This is a genomic window from Polaromonas sp., from assembly GCF_030689685.1.
Taxonomy (GTDB): domain Bacteria; phylum Pseudomonadota; class Gammaproteobacteria; order Burkholderiales; family Burkholderiaceae_C; genus Polaromonas.
On sequence record NZ_JAUYEY010000022.1, the window covers coordinates 44,681 to 61,337 of the forward strand.

17 protein-coding genes are annotated in these 16,657 nt (G+C 63.6%); 11 read left to right on the forward strand and 6 right to left on the reverse strand.

Features of this window, described 5'->3' with window-relative positions; genetic code table 11:
• The first annotated feature begins 2 nt into the window (after positions 1 to 2).
• Both Q8O29_RS05905 and Q8O29_RS05910 read left to right on the forward strand, forming a co-directional pair.
• Complete coding sequence (locus Q8O29_RS05905; RefSeq protein WP_305561129.1) at positions 3 to 1,199, forward strand: amidohydrolase family protein; 1,197 nt, start codon at positions 3 to 5, stop codon at positions 1,197 to 1,199.
• 21 nt (positions 1,200 to 1,220) lie between these two features.
• Positions 1,221 to 1,820 (forward strand): 3'-5' exonuclease, encoded by a 600-nt coding sequence (locus Q8O29_RS05910; RefSeq protein ID WP_305561130.1) that lies wholly within the window; start codon positions 1,221 to 1,223, stop codon positions 1,818 to 1,820.
• An 88-nt stretch (positions 1,821 to 1,908) separates the two neighbouring features.
• Here Q8O29_RS05910 and Q8O29_RS05915 read toward each other — a convergent pair whose 3' ends face one another.
• Complete coding sequence (locus tag Q8O29_RS05915) at positions 1,909 to 2,256, reverse strand: DUF6172 family protein (protein WP_305561131.1); 348 nt, start codon at positions 2,254 to 2,256, stop codon at positions 1,909 to 1,911.
• Positions 2,257 to 2,411: 155 nt separating this feature from the next.
• Between Q8O29_RS05915 and Q8O29_RS05920 the strand changes: the two genes are divergently transcribed.
• Positions 2,412 to 3,680: a DEAD/DEAH box helicase gene (locus tag Q8O29_RS05920; RefSeq protein WP_305561132.1), complete on the forward strand. Its 1,269-nt coding sequence runs from the start codon at positions 2,412 to 2,414 to the stop codon at positions 3,678 to 3,680.
• A 12-nt stretch (positions 3,681 to 3,692) separates the two neighbouring features.
• Here Q8O29_RS05920 and Q8O29_RS05925 read toward each other — a convergent pair whose 3' ends face one another.
• Positions 3,693 to 3,938 (reverse strand): DUF6139 family protein, encoded by a 246-nt coding sequence (locus tag Q8O29_RS05925; protein ID WP_305561133.1) that lies wholly within the window; start codon positions 3,936 to 3,938, stop codon positions 3,693 to 3,695.
• A 316-nt stretch (positions 3,939 to 4,254) separates the two neighbouring features.
• Here Q8O29_RS05925 and Q8O29_RS05930 point away from each other — a divergent pair, with 316 nt between their 5' ends.
• The 6 genes from Q8O29_RS05930 (at position 4,255) to Q8O29_RS05955 (ending at position 9,968) form a co-directional block, all read left to right on the forward strand.
• Complete coding sequence (locus Q8O29_RS05930; protein WP_305561134.1) at positions 4,255 to 5,019, forward strand: SDR family oxidoreductase; 765 nt, start codon at positions 4,255 to 4,257, stop codon at positions 5,017 to 5,019.
• A gap of 335 nt (positions 5,020 to 5,354) precedes the next feature.
• The gene (locus Q8O29_RS05935) at positions 5,355 to 6,131 is read left to right on the forward strand and encodes an ABC transporter ATP-binding protein (RefSeq protein ID WP_305561135.1); all 777 of its coding nucleotides are present in this window, start codon (positions 5,355 to 5,357) and stop codon (positions 6,129 to 6,131) included.
• The gene (locus Q8O29_RS05940; RefSeq protein ID WP_305561136.1) at positions 6,124 to 6,831 is read left to right on the forward strand and encodes an ABC transporter ATP-binding protein; all 708 of its coding nucleotides are present in this window, start codon (positions 6,124 to 6,126) and stop codon (positions 6,829 to 6,831) included. The genes Q8O29_RS05935 and Q8O29_RS05940 overlap by 8 nt, the downstream gene beginning before the upstream one ends.
• Positions 6,832 to 6,875: 44 nt before the next feature.
• Complete coding sequence (locus Q8O29_RS05945) at positions 6,876 to 8,090, forward strand: ABC transporter substrate-binding protein (RefSeq protein WP_305561137.1); 1,215 nt, start codon at positions 6,876 to 6,878, stop codon at positions 8,088 to 8,090.
• A 13-nt stretch (positions 8,091 to 8,103) separates the two neighbouring features.
• Complete coding sequence (locus Q8O29_RS05950; protein WP_305561138.1) at positions 8,104 to 8,988, forward strand: branched-chain amino acid ABC transporter permease; 885 nt, start codon at positions 8,104 to 8,106, stop codon at positions 8,986 to 8,988.
• Positions 8,989 to 9,035: 47 nt separating this feature from the next.
• Positions 9,036 to 9,968, forward strand: coding sequence for a branched-chain amino acid ABC transporter permease (locus tag Q8O29_RS05955; protein ID WP_305561139.1), 933 nt, complete (start codon positions 9,036 to 9,038; stop codon positions 9,966 to 9,968).
• A gap of 63 nt (positions 9,969 to 10,031) precedes the next feature.
• On the opposite strand, the gene Q8O29_RS05960 is transcribed toward Q8O29_RS05955, so the two are convergent.
• Entirely contained in the window at positions 10,032 to 10,910 is an 879-nt protein-coding gene (locus Q8O29_RS05960; RefSeq protein WP_305561140.1) for a transglutaminase family protein, read from the reverse strand.
• A 299-nt stretch (positions 10,911 to 11,209) separates the two neighbouring features.
• On the reverse strand, positions 11,210 to 12,679 hold the full coding sequence (gene dbpA, locus Q8O29_RS05965) for an ATP-dependent RNA helicase DbpA (RefSeq protein WP_305561141.1): 1,470 nt from the start codon (positions 12,677 to 12,679) through the stop codon (positions 11,210 to 11,212).
• A gap of 115 nt (positions 12,680 to 12,794) precedes the next feature.
• Here dbpA and Q8O29_RS05970 point away from each other — a divergent pair, with 115 nt between their 5' ends.
• Positions 12,795 to 13,628: a phosphatase PAP2 family protein gene (locus Q8O29_RS05970; protein WP_305561142.1), complete on the forward strand. Its 834-nt coding sequence runs from the start codon at positions 12,795 to 12,797 to the stop codon at positions 13,626 to 13,628.
• 130 nt (positions 13,629 to 13,758) lie between these two features.
• Complete coding sequence (gene gorA / locus Q8O29_RS05975; RefSeq protein ID WP_305561143.1) at positions 13,759 to 15,147, forward strand: glutathione-disulfide reductase; 1,389 nt, start codon at positions 13,759 to 13,761, stop codon at positions 15,145 to 15,147.
• Here the strand turns inward: gorA and Q8O29_RS05980 are convergent.
• Both Q8O29_RS05980 and Q8O29_RS05985 read right to left on the reverse strand, forming a co-directional pair.
• Entirely contained in the window at positions 15,144 to 15,371 is a 228-nt protein-coding gene (locus Q8O29_RS05980; protein ID WP_305561144.1) for a hypothetical protein, read from the reverse strand. The genes gorA and Q8O29_RS05980 overlap by 4 nt on opposite strands.
• 141 nt (positions 15,372 to 15,512) lie before the next feature.
• Positions 15,513 to 16,652 (reverse strand): alpha-D-ribose 1-methylphosphonate 5-triphosphate diphosphatase, encoded by a 1,140-nt coding sequence (locus tag Q8O29_RS05985; RefSeq protein ID WP_305561145.1) that lies wholly within the window; start codon positions 16,650 to 16,652, stop codon positions 15,513 to 15,515.
• Positions 16,653 to 16,657 lie beyond the last annotated feature (5 nt).

The following is a 16,657-nucleotide window of genomic DNA, read 5'->3' on the forward strand; positions in this document are numbered from 1 at the left end:
CCATGGCAGAAGCAGCAGCAAGCGGCAAGTCCGGAAAAGTTGTCATCATTAACATCGGCCTGCTGTTGTCGGGCGACATCGACAAACCCATCCTGGATGCCGACACGATTGTGGTCAACGACGGCCTCATCGTGGCAGTCGGCAAGTCCAAAGACTGCGACATGGCGCATGCCCAGACCACCATCGACGCGCACCAGACCTGTGTCGCGCCCGGCCTGATCGACAGCCATGTGCACCCGGTTTTTGGCGACTGGACGCCGCGCCAAAATCAGATCGGCTGGATCGATTCGACCATGCACGGCGGCGTGACCACCATGATTTCGGCCGGTGAGGTGCACCTGCCAGGTCGGCCCAAGGACATCGTTGGCCTTAAAGCCCTGGCCATCACCGCGCAGCGCGCGTTTGACAATTTCCGCCCCGGTGGGGTCAAGGTGCTGGCTGGCGCACCCATCATCGAAAAAGGCATGGTCGAGCAGGACTTCAAGGAGTTGGCCGAGGCCGGCGTGAGCCTGCTTGGCGAGGTAGGGCTGGGCTCGGTCAAGGCCGGTTACGAGGCCAAAGAGATGGTCGCGTGGGCGCGCAAATACGGCATCCAGAGCACCATCCACACCGGTGGCCCGTCGATTCCGGGCTCCGGCCTGATCGACAAAGACGTGGTGCTGGAGGCTGATGCCGATGTGATCGGCCACATCAACGGCGGGCACACCTCTTTGTCCGAGAACCATGTCTGCGAACTCTGTGAAAAATCCTCGCGCGCGATCGAGATCGTGCACAACGGCAATGAAAAGGTCGCTATTGCTGCCGCCCAGGCTGCGCTACAGCTGAAATGCCCGCACCGCGTGATTCTGGGCACCGACGGCCCGGCCGGATCGGGCGTGCAGCCCCTGGGCATGTTGCGTCTGATCTCGCTGCTGTCCAGCCTGGGCAACATCCCGGCCGAACTGGCCTTCTGTTTTGCGACCGGCAACACGGCGCGCATCCGCAAACTCAACTGCGGGCTGATCGAGGTCGGTCGGGATGCCGATTTTGTCTTTATGGACAAGGCCCAGCACACGGCCGGGCGCGACCTGCTGGACAGCGTGCAGCGCGGCGACATTCCCGGCGTTGGCATGGTGATGATTGACGGGCTGGTGCGCTGCGGCCGCAGCCGCAACACGCCCCCTGCCACCACGATTCCCAGTGTGGTGTCCCACGCCTGACGCTGGACACCAGCGCTGAACATGCCGCAAATTCTTTCCCCTACCAAAGATGAACTCTCGGCACTTCAGCCCCTGGACCGTCTGGAGCTCCGCGACATCGTGCTGGTAGCCACCGCGCAGCAGGCCGACGAGGCGTGGGCCGCCCTGTCGAACAGCCGGGTGCTGGGTTTTGACACCGAATCCAAACCGACTTTTTTTCGTGACCAGGTATCCGAAGGCCCGCACGTAGTGCAACTGTCGACGCTGCACAAGGCTTGGGTCTTCCAGCTGTTTGATGCGCGCTGCCGGGAAGTGGTCTCGGCCTTGCTGGAATCAGAAACCGTCATGAAGGTCGGCTTTGGCCTGGCTGGCGACCATACCCAAATTCGCCGTACCCTGGGGGTTGAGCCGCGCAACGTGCTGGATCTGAACGTGGTGTTTCGAAAACAAGGCTACGTGAAAGAGCTCGGCATACGCGGTGCCGTGGCGGTGCTTTTCAACCGGTGTTTTCTGAAGTCCAGAAAAGCCACCACCTCAAATTGGGCCAACCGGCAGCTCTCCGAAAGCCAATTGATCTATGCGGCCAACGACGCCTGGGCCGCCATCCTGGTATTTGATGCCCTGGATTTGCCGCCCGCCTGAGAGCTGTCAGTCCAGGCCAAAACGCTGCTTGAAAGCTGCGCAAAAAGGGTGCGTTGCCGCTGATGCTCAAGCTCAGCACATGCCAGGCTCAATCGTCCGCGTCCTGCGTATTCGCGTCGCCGCCGGCGCTGCCCTCATCGCCCAGCGGACGGGGGCGCTGCGTGCGCCGGCCTTCTTTGGCCAGCATCTCAAGGTAGAACGCGGCTGCACCGTCTTTGGCGGCCGTGTCCACCAGCGGCAGGATGGTCGCGAAATGCACCACCGCTGCCGTGTCTTCGCTGCTGCCGAAGCGGCAGTCAAAGTCCCAGAAGTCCACGCCCTCTGGCAACGGCACGCGGCGCTGCCTTTTGACGTATTTACGGATGTCGTGCTTGACCGCATCCAGCACGCGGTCGCGGTTTTTGCCTTCGATATTTAACTTGAATGTCTTTTTCACGGATACTTTAAAGTCGGTCGGTGCCCGGCCCCTGAAAAAAGCCGGATTGCCATCCGTCGATTATGCGGCTTGCCCTGCAGAGCGCCGGGCTGGGCGGCTTAAACTGGGTGTTTGCAGGGCGCGTCCGTCCTTGCCACCTCTCAAAAGCCCTGTTCATGCCATTTACCTCCCTGGGCTTGTCCCCCGCCCTGCTGCGCGCCGTCAGCGCCCGGGCGTTCCTGACCCCTACCGCCATCCAGGCGGCCGCCATTCCGGCCGTGCTGCAGGGCCGCGATGTGCTGGCCTCGGCGCAGACCGGGTCCGGCAAAACCGCTGCCTTCGCGCTGCCGCTGCTGCAGTTGCTGCAGCAGGCGCCTACCGAAAAACCACGCCGTGTGCGCCTACTGGTGCTGGTGCCCACGCGGGAACTGGCCGCGCAGGTCGGTGAAGAGATCCGCAGCCTGGGCCAGCACTTGCCGCCGGCGCTGAAGGTTGCCATTGTTTTCGGCGGCGTGTCCATTAATCCGCAGATGATGAATTTGCGCGGCGGCGCCGACATCGTGGTGGCGACGCCGGGCCGGCTGCTGGACCTGACCGAGCACAACGCGGTGGTGCTCTCGGGCGTGGCGGCGCTGGTGCTCGACGAAGCCGACCGCCTGCTGGACCTCGGCTTTGCCGACGAACTCAGCCGCATCCTTGCGCTGCTGCCGACACAGCGGCAAAACTTATTCTTCTCGGCGACCTTTCCGCCGGCCGTGCAGGCGCTGGCAAACCAGTTGTTGCGCGAGCCCATACATATTGATGCGCCGGCCGAACCCGAGGGCGAGCCCGACATCACTCAGCGCGCGATCGCGGTGGACCCGGGTCGGCGCACGCAGTTGCTGCGGCACTTGATCACGCACCACGCCTGGCGCCGGGTGCTGGTGTTTGTCGCCACCAAACACGCCGCCGAAATCGTTGCCGACAAATTGCGCAAGGCCAGGATTTATGCAGAGCCCTTCCATGGCGAACTGAGCCAGGGCAAACGCACCCAGGTGCTGGCCGATTTCAAGGCCTCGCGAGTCAAGGTGGTGGTCGCCACCGATGTGGCTTCGCGCGGCATTGACATTGCGCAATTGCCGGTGGTGGTGAACTATGACCTGCCGCGCTCGGCCCAGACCTATATCCACCGCATCGGCCGCACCGGGCGCGCCAGTGCAAGTGGCCTGGCGGTGAGTTTTGTCAGCGCCGACACCGAAGCACATTTTCGGCTGATCGAAAAACACCAGGGCGTCAGCCTGCCGCTGGAGCAGGTCGAAGGCTTCGCGCCGCTGCAAACCGCCCCCAATGTGGCGCCCTCCGACAGCGATGCCCCTTCCAAGGGCGGCATCAAGGGCAAACGCCCGAGCAAAAAGGACAAGCTGCGCGCTGCGGCAGCCGCCGCAGGCGACAGCCAGGGCGACTGAGCGCCGGTCCGCTCAGTCGCTGGCAGCCACCCGCGCATTGACGCTGGTGATTGCATACCCTTTTTCGCTGATCTGCCGCTCCAGCCCGGCAATCGCGTATTTGTCCATTTGCTCGGCCCGGGCCCCGCCTTCCAGCCCGCGTGCCTCGGTCTCCCAGTCGGTGTTGGTGGCTTCCTCGGGAATCAGCCGGCCCTCGGGCACAGCCAGATAAGAATAACGGTGCCCCGATTCGGCACGGCGGTAAATATCCACTCGCATGCTTGCTCCTTTGCGCTTGCTGGACATGCTACCTTAGCGCAGTGTCAGGGCGACGCTGTAGGAGAAACCCGCATTCGAAATTTACCGACCAGACAGGGCCGTAGTTTCTGGCCAACATTGCTCCGTTTTTGATAGCTAATTACGCTTACTGGGTATGGGCTGAAGGCCTATTTTGCTCTTAAATCCCACAGAACACATCTTTGGGGCCGACCGCCCCGGCACCCCAGACACGCAGGTGACCCAATGGCGCGGCCAGCCACGCTAAGCTGCAACGCATCGGGCCGCCATCCGGCCTTCCACGACAAGGAACACATCCATGAAAGATCTTTTCTCCCTCCAGGGCCGCACCGCGCTGATCACCGGTGGTTCGCGCGGCATCGGCCGCATGATTGCTGCGGGTTTTCTGGCGCAGGGCGCGCGCGTTTACATCTCGGCACGTAAAGCCGCCGCCTGCGACCAGACCGCGAAAGAGCTCTCCAGCCAGGGCCACTGCGTCTCGCTGCCGGCCGACGTGTCCACGCCGGAAGGTATCGCCGGACTGGTCGCCGCGTTTTCGGCTCACGAAAGCCAACTCGACATCCTGGTCAACAACGCCGGCGCGGCCTGGGGCGCGCCGTTTGACGACTTTCCGGAAAGTGGCTGGGACAAGGTGGTGGACCTGAACCTCAAGACGCCCTTCTTCCTGACCCAGGCGCTGGCCCCGCTGCTGCGCAAGGCGGCAGCGCAGCGGCCCGCCAAGGTCATCAACATCGCCTCTATCGACGGCATTTCGGTCAACCCCTTGGAAACCTATTCCTATGCGGCGAGCAAGGCCGGCCTGATCCAGCTAACGCGACGCATGGCGCTGCGCCTGATCGAGGACAACATCGTGGTGACGGCCATCGCGCCGGGGGCTTTTGCCTCTGACATGAACAAGGATGCGCGCGACCATGGCGAGGCCGTCGCTGCCCGTGTGCCCGCAGGGCGTGTCGGCGAGGACGCCGACATGGCCGGCGCAGCGATTTACCTGGCTTCGCGCGCCGGCGACTATGTGGTCGGCTCCACGCTGGTGGTCGACGGCGGCGTGACGCACGCGCGCTGAACAGCCGGCCCGCCGCGGCCCTGAGACAGCCCCGACCCGGAACCTCGCCTCGCTCCTGTTAAGGAGCCAGAGCCTTGAATTCCCGGAATCATCCCGGTCGCTGTTGCTGTTGCTGTTGTTGCCGACAAAAGGCTGACAGCCAAAGCACCGCCTGCACCGCCCACCGCAGAACCGGCCCATGGCCGCAGGGAGGCGTTGCCAACCCCTGGCCAGGGCACACAGCAGGTAAAACTACCTAAGTCCTAACCCGCTACTGCGGCACAGGGCAACTCGTTAGCATCCCTTGTAGCGGGCCTTTGCGCCTGTCAATTCATCCCATACAGCCGGAGAGCAATTTGTCAGCGGAGTTCATTCTTGAGACGCGGGGGTTGACCAAGGAATTCAAGGGTTTCGTGGCCGTCAACCAGGTGGACCTGAAGGTTCAGCGTGGCCACATCCACGCGCTGATCGGCCCCAATGGCGCGGGCAAAACCACCGTTTTCAACCTCCTGACCAAATTTCTGCGCCCGACCGCGGGTACCATCTTGTTCAACGGCATCGATATCACGACCGAAAAGCCGGCGCAAACGGCGCGCCGCGGCATCATCCGCTCGTTCCAGATTTCGGCCACCTTCCCGCACCTGACCGTGCTCGAGAACGTACGCATCGGGCTGCAGCGCGGGCTCGGTACCTCGTTTCACTTCTGGAAGTCCGAACGCACGCTGGATCAACTGACGCCGCAGGCCATGGAACTGCTGGAAACGGTGGGCTTGACCGAGTTCGCCGACCTGGTGGCGGTCGAACTGCCGTACGGCCGCAAGCGCGCGCTGGAGATCGCCACCACGTTGGCGATGGAGCCCGAACTGATGCTGCTCGACGAACCCACGGCCGGCATGGGGCACGAGGACGTCGATCGCGTCATGCACCTGATCAAGAAGGTCGCCGCCAATCGCACCGTACTGATGGTTGAACACAACATGAACGTCGTATCGACGATCGCCGACACGATCAGCGTGCTGCAGCGCGGCCAGGTGATCGCCGAAGGCGCCTACGACACCGTGTCCACCAACCCGCTGGTGCTCGAGGCCTACATGGGCAGCGCTGAAACCGAACTGCAGGGCGCACATGGCTAGCACAGAGTACCTGCGCATCAGCGACTTGCACGCCTTTTACGGCGAGTCGCACATCCTGCACGGGGTCGACCTGACCGTGAACCGCGGCGAGGTGGTCACCCTGCTCGGGCGCAACGGCGCCGGGCGCACGACGACGCTCAAGGCCATTCTTGGTTTGGTCGGTCGTCGCACCGGCTCGATCATGATTGACGGTGTCGAGGCGATTAACCTGCCGCCCCACCGGATTGCCCGGCTCGGTATCGGCTTCTGTCCCGAAGAACGCGGCATCTTCGCCAGCCTGACGTGCGAGGAGAACCTGCTGCTGCCGCCGGAAGTGGCCAGCGGCGGGATGGGCCTCGACGAGATCTATTCGATCTTCCCCAACCTGCACGAGCGCCGCGCCAGCCCGGGCACGCGCCTGTCGGGCGGCGAGCAGCAGATGCTGGCGGTGGCGCGTATCCTGCGCAGCGGCGCCCGCTTGCTGCTGCTGGATGAGATTTCGGAGGGCCTCGCGCCGGTGATCGTGCAGGTGCTGGCGCGCACCATCCGGATGCTGCGCGAGAAGGGGCTGACCATCATCATGGTCGAACAGAACTTCCGCTTCGCAGCGCCGCTGGCCGACCGCTTCTATGTGATGGAGCATGGCCGCATCGTCCAGGGCTTTACCGCAGCCGAACTCGAGGCCAAGACGGGCATGCTGCACGAGTATCTTGGCATTTGATTCCCCCTTTTCCACCCCATGACCCTGCAAATTAAGGAGACAATATGAAACGCAAACTCTTATCGGCCCTGGTATCGGCCGCCTTCGTGCTTGGCACCGGTGCCGCCCAGGCGCAGATCTCGGATGGCGTGATCAAGATCGGCGTGCTGAACGACATGTCGGGCCTGTACGCGGATCTGTCCGGCATGGGTTCGGTGCTTGCCGCCCGCCTGGCGGTTGAAGATTTCGGTGCCGCGGCCAAAGGCATGAAGGTCGAAATCGTCTCGGCCGACCACCAGAACAAGCCCGACGTCGGCTCCAGCATCACGCGCCAGTGGTACGACGTGGACAAGGTGGACGTGATCGTCGATGTGCCGACATCGAGCGTCGCCCTCGCGGTCAACCAGATCACGCGCGACAAGGGCAAGGCCTTCCTGGCCTCGGGCCCGGCGACATCCGATTTGACCGGCAAGGCCTGCTCGCCAAACACGATCCACTGGACCTACGACACCTGGATGCTGGCCAACGGCACCGGCAGCGCGATTGTGAAGACCGGCGGTGACTCCTGGTTCTTCCTCACGGCCGACTATGCGTTCGGCCACGCGCTGGAACGCGACACCGAGGCGGTGGTGCTGAAAAGCGGCGGCAAGGTACTCGGCAAGGTGCGCACCCCGTTCCCCAGCACAGACTTTTCGTCGTTCCTGCTGCAGGCGCAGGCCTCGAAGGCGAAGGTCATCGGTCTGGCGAATGCCGGCGGCGACACCGTCGCCTCCATCAAGCAGGCCGCCGAGTTCGGCATCGTCAAGGGCGGCCAGAATCTGGCCGGCCTGCTGGTGTTCCTGATCGACGTCCGTGCGCTCGGACTGCCCACCGCGCAGGGCCTGATCTTCACCGAGACCTTCTACTGGGATCTGAACGACCAGACCCGCGCCTTCACCAAGCGCTTCTCGGCGCAAGCGCCGCGCAACAACTACCCGACCATGGTCCATGCCGGCGTGTACTCCTCAGTGCTGCATTATCTGAAGGCGATCGAAGCGATCAAGACCGACGACGGCACCAAAGTGATCGAGCAAATGAAGAAGATGCCGACCGACGACCCACTGTTCGGCAAAGGCTCGATCCGCGCCGACGGCCGCAAGCTTCACCCGGCCTACCTGGTCGAGGCCAAGAAGCCGGCCGAATCGAAGGGGCCGTGGGACCTGCACAAGATCCGCGCCACGATACCGGCAGATCAGGCGTTCCGCCCGATGGCTGACGGCGGCTGCCCGCTGGTGAAGTAAGGCAACGTCCGACATGGAAATCTTCGGCATCTCGACCCAGGCCTTGTTCGGCCAGTTGCTGATCGGGCTGGGCAACGGCTCGTTCTACGCGCTGCTGTCGCTCGGCCTGGCGGTGATCTTCGGGCTGCTGAATATTATCAACTTCACGCACGGCGCCCAGTACATGATGGGCGCGTTCGTTGCATACATCCTGCTGAACCGGTTCGGCATCGGTTACTGGTGGTCGCTGGCGATCGCGCCTGTCGTGGTCGGCGCCACCGGCGTACTGATCGAGCGCACCATGCTCGCGCGCCTGTACAAGCTCGACCACCTGTACGGCCTGCTGCTGACCTTCGGCCTGGCACTGATCATCCAGGGGCTGTTCCGTAACGAGTTCGGTTCCGCTGGCCTTCCTTACCAAATCCCGGCACAACTTACCGGTGCGCAGAACCTGGGTTTCATGTTCATGCCGAACTACCGGGCCTGGGTGGTCGTCGCCTCGCTGGTCGTGTGCCTGTCGACCTGGTACGTGATCGAGCGCACCAAACTGGGCTCCTACCTGCGCGCGGCCACCGAAAACCCGCAACTGGTACAGGCCTTCGGCATCAACGTGCCGCGCATGATCACGCTGACCTACGGCTTCGGCGTCGGCCTGGCGGGGCTGGCCGGGGTGATGGCAGCGCCAATCTATCAGGTCAGCCCGCAGATGGGCGCCGATCTGATCATCGTCGTCTTCGCGGTGGTGGTGATCGGCGGCATGGGCTCGATCATGGGCTCGATCGTGACCGGCTTCGGTCTGGGTTTGATCGAAGGCTTGACCAAGGTGTTCTATCCCGAGGCGTCGAACACCGTGATCTTCATCATCATGGCCATTGTCCTGCTGGTCAAACCAGCCGGGTTGTTCGGAACACAGAAGTGACGCAGATGCCCGCTGAAGCCAAGACCCCCGCCGTACCATCGTCGAAAATGGCCGACGACCTGCGCGTGCAGCGCATCGCGTTTCTCGTGATGACCGGCTTCCTGCTGGTCGCGCCGCTGTTCATCTACCCGATCTTCCTGATGAAGGTGCTGTGCTTCGCGCTGTTCGCGTGTGCCTTCAACCTGCTGATCGGCTTTGGCGGCCTGCTGTCGTTCGGCCACGCGATGTTCCTCGGCACCGCCGGCTATGCGTCGGCGCACGCGGCCAAGGTTTGGGGCTTGACGCCGGAACTGGCGATTCTGTTCGGCACCGCGACCGCGGTGCTGCTTGGCTTCTTTGCCGGCCTGCTGGCGATCCGCCGCCAGGGAATCTACTTCGCGATGATCACGTTGGCGCTGGCGCAGATGCTCTACTTCTTCTATCTGCAAGCGCCGTTTACCGGCGGAGAGGATGGCATCCAGGCGGTGCCGCGCGGCAAGCTGTTCGGCCTGATCGACCTGAACCAGCCGCTCGCCATGTACGCGGTCGTGCTGGCGGTGTTCCTCGGCGGCTTCCTGCTGATCTACCGCGTCGTGCATTCGCCGTTCGGCCAGGTGCTGAAGGCGATCCGCGAAAACGAAGACCGCGCCATTTCGCTCGGCTACGACGCCGACCGCTACAAGCTGATGGCGTTCGTGATTTCCGGCGGCCTGGCCGGCATGGCGGGCGCCACCAAGGCACTCGTCTTCCAGCTCGCCTCGCTGACCGACGTGCACTGGACCATGTCCGGCGAGGTGGTGCTGATGACGCTGCTTGGCGGGATGGGCACGATTTTTGGGCCCGTGGTGGGCGCGGCGGTCATCATCTCGATGCAGAACTACCTGGCGCATCTGGGCGCCTGGGTCACCATCGTGCAGGGGATTGTTTTCGTCATTTGCGTACTCGCGTTCCGGCGCGGCATCGTCGGCGAGCTGGCGAAGTGGATGAAGAAGTCGCTGTAGTTCTCCCAGTCCTGGAGCGGCGCCGGCGCGCAGCAAAAAGCCGGGAGGCTTAACGCCTGTTACTCACGAGGTAAATTCCGCGCCTGCAGTGGACAACGCCTCGGCGATATGCTGTGGCAACGCAAGGTTGCCCTGGTCGTCCGGCAGCGCCTCGATACTGATTACCGGCGCCGACGACGTAACACCTCCAAACATCGTCGCAAACGCGGCGTCAGCCGCGTCGCGACCGGTGGCTAAACGCACAAACCCCATCGGAATCGCGGTGCCCGAGGGGTCAAACATATACCAGCGGTGGCCGAGGTAGACCTCCACATAGGCATGGAAGTCGGTCGGTCCCAGCGCCGGGTCGGCGCCGTAGTCGATGCCACTGACAAACCGCGCCGGGATGTTGACCGCGCGGCACAGCGCAATCATCAGGTGCGCAAAGTCGCGGCAGACGCCGGCCTCGTCGATCAGCGTGTCCACCGCCGTGGTGTAGCCGGTCGAGCTGTTGGCGGTGAAGGTCACGCGTTGATTGACCCAGTCGCGGATCGCCTGCACCCGGCTGTAACCCTGTCGCAGGTGGCCGAACTCCTTGACCGCAAGCCGGTGCAAGCGGTCGGACTGGCAATAACGGCTGGGGTAGAGGTAAGGCAGCACCTGGCCGGGCAGTTGCAGCACGCCGATTTCAGACAGGTTGTCGGGCAACTCGCGGTAGTGGTGCACATCGACTGTGGCCGTGTAACTCACGGTCAGCGGGCCGGGCGCGGCACGAAACCGCAGGTAACGGTTGTGACTGGCGGCGTCGGCGTAAATATCAGGCTGCAACACCTGGCTGATGCCCAGGGCTTCACTGACCACAATTTGCTGCCGCGTCTGCGCCGCGTGAATGTTGAACACAAAGTCGCAGCCGGCATCTGCCACCTGGTATGCAAGTTCTATCGAAAATTTGAGCCTGACCATGGCAATGTTCCTGAAAGGGGTGCGCAGCCGCAGGCGCTGGCTGCGAAGGGGTGAGGCGCGAAGGCGGCAGCAGCATCTACTGCAGGCCGGACATCCCCCGCCATGCTTGATTGTGAAGAGGTTGAATACCCCCGCCGGCAACTCGCGCCACCGCCTCATGCCCGGCCATCCCGGCGCCTGACGCAAGCGCGGCACGTTCGCCTACAGACAGTCCTCGCAGCTCGTCAGGCGCTACTGTTTTTATAGCTACTTACGCCCGTCCGTCATGGGCTGGAGCCCGATTTGATGCTGAATAGGGCTCAGGCCTCGTCCATGAAGCGGACCTTGACACTTTTGCCCTTGACACCGCCGTTGGCGAGTTTTTGCTGCGCCTGGCTGGCCAGCGCGCGGTCCACCGCGACATAGGTCGAGAACTCGTTGACATTGATCTTGCCAACCTGCTCACGCGTGAAGGGCGGGATGTTGCCGGCGTCCCCGGTCAGAGCGCCCAACACGTCGCCAGCGCGGATTTTTTCCTTGCGCCCGCCAACGATCTGCAGGGTCACCATGGGCGGCAGCAGCGGCTCGTTGCTGGCGGGTGTCAGTTCGGTCAGCTTGTGCCATTCGGATTCGGCCTTCTGCAGCACCTCGATTTTCCCGACATAACCCATCTCGTCCATGCTGACCAGGCTGATGGCCCAGCCCTCCTCGTCGGCACGGCCGGTGCGGCCGATGCGGTGAATGTGCACCTCGGCGTCCGGCGTCACGTCGACGTTGATGACCATCGCGAGCTGGGCAATGTCCAGGCCACGCGCGGCCACATCGGTGGCCACCAGTACCGAACAACTGCGGTTGGAAAACTGCACCAGCACCTGGTCGCGCTCGCGCTGCTCCAGCTCGCCGAACAAGGCCAGCGCGCTGAAACCCTGGGCTTTCAGATAGGCCACCAACGCGCGGCATTGCGACTTGGTGTTGCAAAACGCCAGCGTGCTGGCCGGGCGAAAGTGGCGCAGCACCTGGGCCACGGCGCCGAGCCGGGCCTCGTCGTGGTCGCTGTCGGGCACCTGGTACCAGCGCTGCTGGATCTTGGTTTTTTCATGCTGCGCCTGCACGGTGATGGTTTGCGGCGCCTTCATGAATTGCTGGCTCAGTTTGGCAATGCCTTCCGGGTAGGTGGCTGAAAACAGCAGGGTCTGTCGCTCTTTCGGGCATTGTTTGGCGACGGTGACGATGTCCTCAAAAAAGCCCATGTCCAGCATGCGGTCGGCTTCGTCGAGCACCAGGGTGTTCATCGCTTCCAGCGTCAGGTGGCCACGTGCCAGGTGGTCCATGATGCGGCCTGGCGTGCCAACCACGATATGCGCGCCGTTTTCCAGGCTGGCGGTCTGGTTGCGCAGCGGCACGCCGCCGCACAGCACCACCACCTTGATGTTTTCTTCGGACCGCGCCAGGCGCCGGATTTCGGTGGCGACCTGGTCGGCCAGCTCACGCGTCGGGCACAACACCATGGCCTGCACCGCAAAACGCCGCGCGTTGAGGTTGGCCAGCAGGGCCAGGGCAAAGGCAGCCGTCTTGCCGCTGCCGGTTTTGGCCTGGGCGATCAGGTCCTTGCCAAGCAATGCCACCGGCAGGCTGGCGGCCTGAATCGGTGTCATGCGGGTGTAGCCCAGCAGTGTCAGGTTGGCGAGGGTGGCAGGATTCAGGGAAAGGGCGCTGAAATCGTTGCCAGCATCCCCCGGACCAGAGGTCGCGGCAATCGTTGCCGGAGAAGGGAAATTAGGTTGGGTCATACACCGATTATCGTGACCAGGGCTCACCAGCCCTTTTTGGGGCCGGTTTCCCCGCCCAAACCCGGTAAGCTGGCGAACATGCGAAACCACCCCTGCCCCTTGCCGGCTTTCTGCCATGGCACCTGACTCGCCTGCCGTAACGGCCGTGGTTCAGGCACTGGGTGCCCATGCCCTGCTGGCCTTTGGCGTCACGCTGCTGCTGGTGCTGGCGGGCGTGGCCGTGCTCTGGCACCTGGCGCAACGCTACGGCTTGCGCCGCAAGGAAAGCCGCTGGCCGCCACTGGCTTACCTGGCCGCCTATCTGGCCCTGGGCTTTGGCATCATCGCCGGCGCGGCTGCGCTGTTTGCGGAAATCGCGGAGATGCTGGGAGACGGCAGGCAACTGGGCCGGCTGGACCTGCTTTTTTCAGACACGCTGGCGGGCAACAGCCCGAAAAACGTGTTGCGCGTGTTTACAACGATCACGCATCTCGGTGATCCCCTCACGCTGACCGTGCTGTGCGTGCTGGTGGCCCTGCTGTTGCTGTACCAGCGCCAGCGCTGGCTGGCCGCAGGATGGGTGCTGGCGATTGCAGGCAATGCGTTGCTCAACCCTGCGCTCAAGGCAATTTTTGCGCGGACCCGTCCGGTGCACGATCAGGCACTGGTGTTTGCCGACGGCTGGAGCTTTCCCAGCGGTCACGCCTCCAGCTCCGTCGTGGCCTACGGCATGCTGGCCTATCTGCTGGTGCGCCTGCTGCCGGCACACTGGCCAGCCAGCCTGCGCATGGCGGCCGTGCTGCTTGCCACGGTGCTGGCGTTCACGATCGGCAGCAGCCGCGTTTTCCTGCAGGTTCACTTTGCCAGCGACGTGCTGGCGGGTTTTGCCTCAGGCACGGCCTGGCTGGCGGTGTGTATAGGCGCGCTGGAGCTGATTCGTTACCGCCAGGCCTTCAACCGTCCAGATTGATAATAGAAAGCACCCAAAGCCCCCGCCCCGCCTGCGCCGACAGCTATCATTTTTACAAACAATCCCCCGCCCGTTGCAGGTTCACGGCGCTGCAGGCATGCTCGAAGGATGCAAAACCTATCCTCCATCCATGAAAAATTTTGACTTTGACCTGTTTGTCATAGGCGGCGGTAGCGGCGGCGTGCGCGCCGCGCGCATGGCGGCGCAACGCGGGGCGCGTGTGGCGCTGGCCGAAGTAGCGGCCATGGGCGGCACCTGTGTCAACGTCGGCTGCATCCCGAAAAAGCTCTACAGCTATGCCGCGCACTATGCCGAAGCCTTTGAGGAATCGCACGGTTTCGGCTGGGCTGGCGAGGCCCCGGTCTTCGACTGGGAGGTTCTCAAGGCGAATCGCGCGCGGGAGATCACCCGCCTGAACAGCATCTATCAGGGCCTGTTGGCCGGCGCCGGCGCGACCATCATCACCGGCTGGGCCACGCTGGTGGACGGTCACACGGTGAAGGTGGAAGACCGGACCTTCACCGCCAAAAACATCCTGATCGCCACCGGTGGCACGCCGACCGTGCCCGCCGTGACCGGGCGCGAGCACATCCTGACCTCGGACCAGATGTTCGACCTGACGCCCTTCCCGAAACGCCTGCTGGTGGTCGGTGGCGGCTACATCGCCTGCGAGTTCGCCTCCATCTTCAATGGCCTGGGCGCCGAGGTGATCCAGGTGCACCGCGGCGAAAAGCTGCTGACCGGTTTTGACGACGATGTGCGCAGCTTTGTCGCCGCCGAGATGGCCAGGACCGGCGTGCGCCTGCAGTTCGGCGCCGAAGTCGCCGCCATCGGCAAAACCGCTGACGGCCTGACTGTCGAGCTCAAGGGCGGGGCTACAGCCTGTACGGTGGATGCCGTGCTCTACGCCACTGGCCGCGTGCCCAACACCAGCGGTCTCGGCCTGGAAGCGGCTGGCGTCAAGCTCAATGCCAAGGGCGCGATTGAGGTCAACAGCCACTACCAAACCTCGCTGCCCTCGGTCTATGCGCTCGGCGACGTGACGGCGCGCCTGCAGCTCACGCCGGTGGCACTTGGCGAAGCCATGGTGGTGGTCGACCATTTGCTGGGCGCTGCCGCCGGCAAGAAGCCGCGCAGCATGAGTTATGAATTTGTGCCGACAGCCGTGTTCACGCACCCGAACATTGGCACGGTAGGTTATTCAGAAGCTGATGCGCGCAAGGAGTTCGGCCACATCTCGGTGTTCCGCGCCGACTTCAAGGCGCTCAAACACACCCTGAGCGGGAGCAGCGAACGCACACTGATGAAGCTGCTGGTGGACGATGCAACCGACCGGGTGGTCGGCCTGCACATGGTGGGCCCGGATGCGGGTGAGATTGTTCAGGGTTTTGCGGTGGCGATGAAAGCCGGCGCCACCAAGGCCGTGTTCGACAGCACCATCGGCATCCACCCGACGGTGGCCGAAGAGTTTGTGACCATGCGCGAGCCGGTGAAAGCCGCGCCGGCCTCAAAGGCTTAAGCGGGCTCGTTGGACTCTGGCGGCAGCACGATGTTGGCGCGTTCAATCGCCGCATCAAAAGCGGCCAGATCGGCATCGGCCTGGAAGGCGGCACGTGTGTCCAGCGGGTGAAACACCTGGTGCTGCAGCCGGCGCAGCGCATCCGACTTTTCCATCGCCTCCAGCACCTGCTGGGGTGCCAGCATCAGTGCAAACGGATTGGCGAGCGGGGTATCGACTCTCATGGCAGCTCCTTGGTAGATCAGTGGCACAGGTGTGTGTTGATGGCTGTGACTGTAGGAGAGCCGGCAAATTTGGGCCAGTCAGCAGGCAGCCAGACCGCATGTAGGCGCCCGGCTGACACATGCACCGCTGTGTCCGACATCTCAGAAAGCCCTTTCTCCCAAATGCCAGGCGCCACGCACGATGGGCATGCCGCCGCTTTTGCGCACGCGGATCAGGTCGGCGCGCAGGCCGGGCGCCAGCTCGCCGCGATCCGTCAGGCCGATCGCCCGGGCCGGGTTGCGGGTGACGGTGTTGACAGCCTTGGGCAGGCTCCAGCCGGCGGTCTCGCACAGCAGAAAGGCCGACTGCAGCAAACTGGCCGGCACGTAGTCCGATGAAAAGATGTCCAGCAGGTCCAGCCGGGCCAGCTCAGCCGCCGACACATTGCCCGAATGCGAGCCGCCCTTCACGAGGTTGGGGCCGCCCATCACGATGGCAATGCCGGCATCACGTGCCGCCTGCGCCGCGGCCACCGTGGTCGGAAATTCGGAGATGGCAATGTTTTCCTCGCTGGCTTGCGCCACGTGTTCGACTTCCGTGTCGTCGTGGCTGGCCAGCGGCACGCCACGCGCATGGCTGGCGGCAATCACGGCGGCGCGGTTGGGGATGGCATAACGCAACTGGTGCGCCGTCAGTTCCGCCACCAGCGCCTCGTACTGCGCATCGTCGAAGCGGCCGTAACGTTCGGAATAACGCCGGTATTTGCCGAGGTCACGCCACTGCCGCTGGCCCGGCGTGTGGTCCATCACGCTGACCAGCTCCAGCAGCGAATCGTCGGCGTAGCGCCCAAAAACCTCGACGATATCGGGAGTCGAAATCTCGCAACGCAGGTGCAGCAGGTGGTCGACCCGAAGCAGGCCTTCACCCCGGCATTCGTGCAGCGCCTGGATGGAAACATGCTGGGTCTGGCTGCGGGCGCCACCGCGGTCCATGTCGCCGATCACGATGGAGTCAAGCACCGTGGTGATACCGGCAGCAGCGCACAAGGCGTCATGCATGACGGTGGCCGAGTGGGCATTCCAGAGCACCCCCGGACGCGGCACCAGGTGTTTTTCCAGGTTGTCGGTATGCAACTCGACCAGGCCGGGCAGCAGCCAGTCGCCGGCCCAGTCTTCGGCACTGGCCACAGACGTATCGCCGCAGTCGATAGATCGGATGTTGTGCCCCTCGATCACCATGCAACCGATGAATTCCTCGTCGGCGGTAACTATCCTGGCGTTTTTGATGATGCGTTGTGTCATGTGCG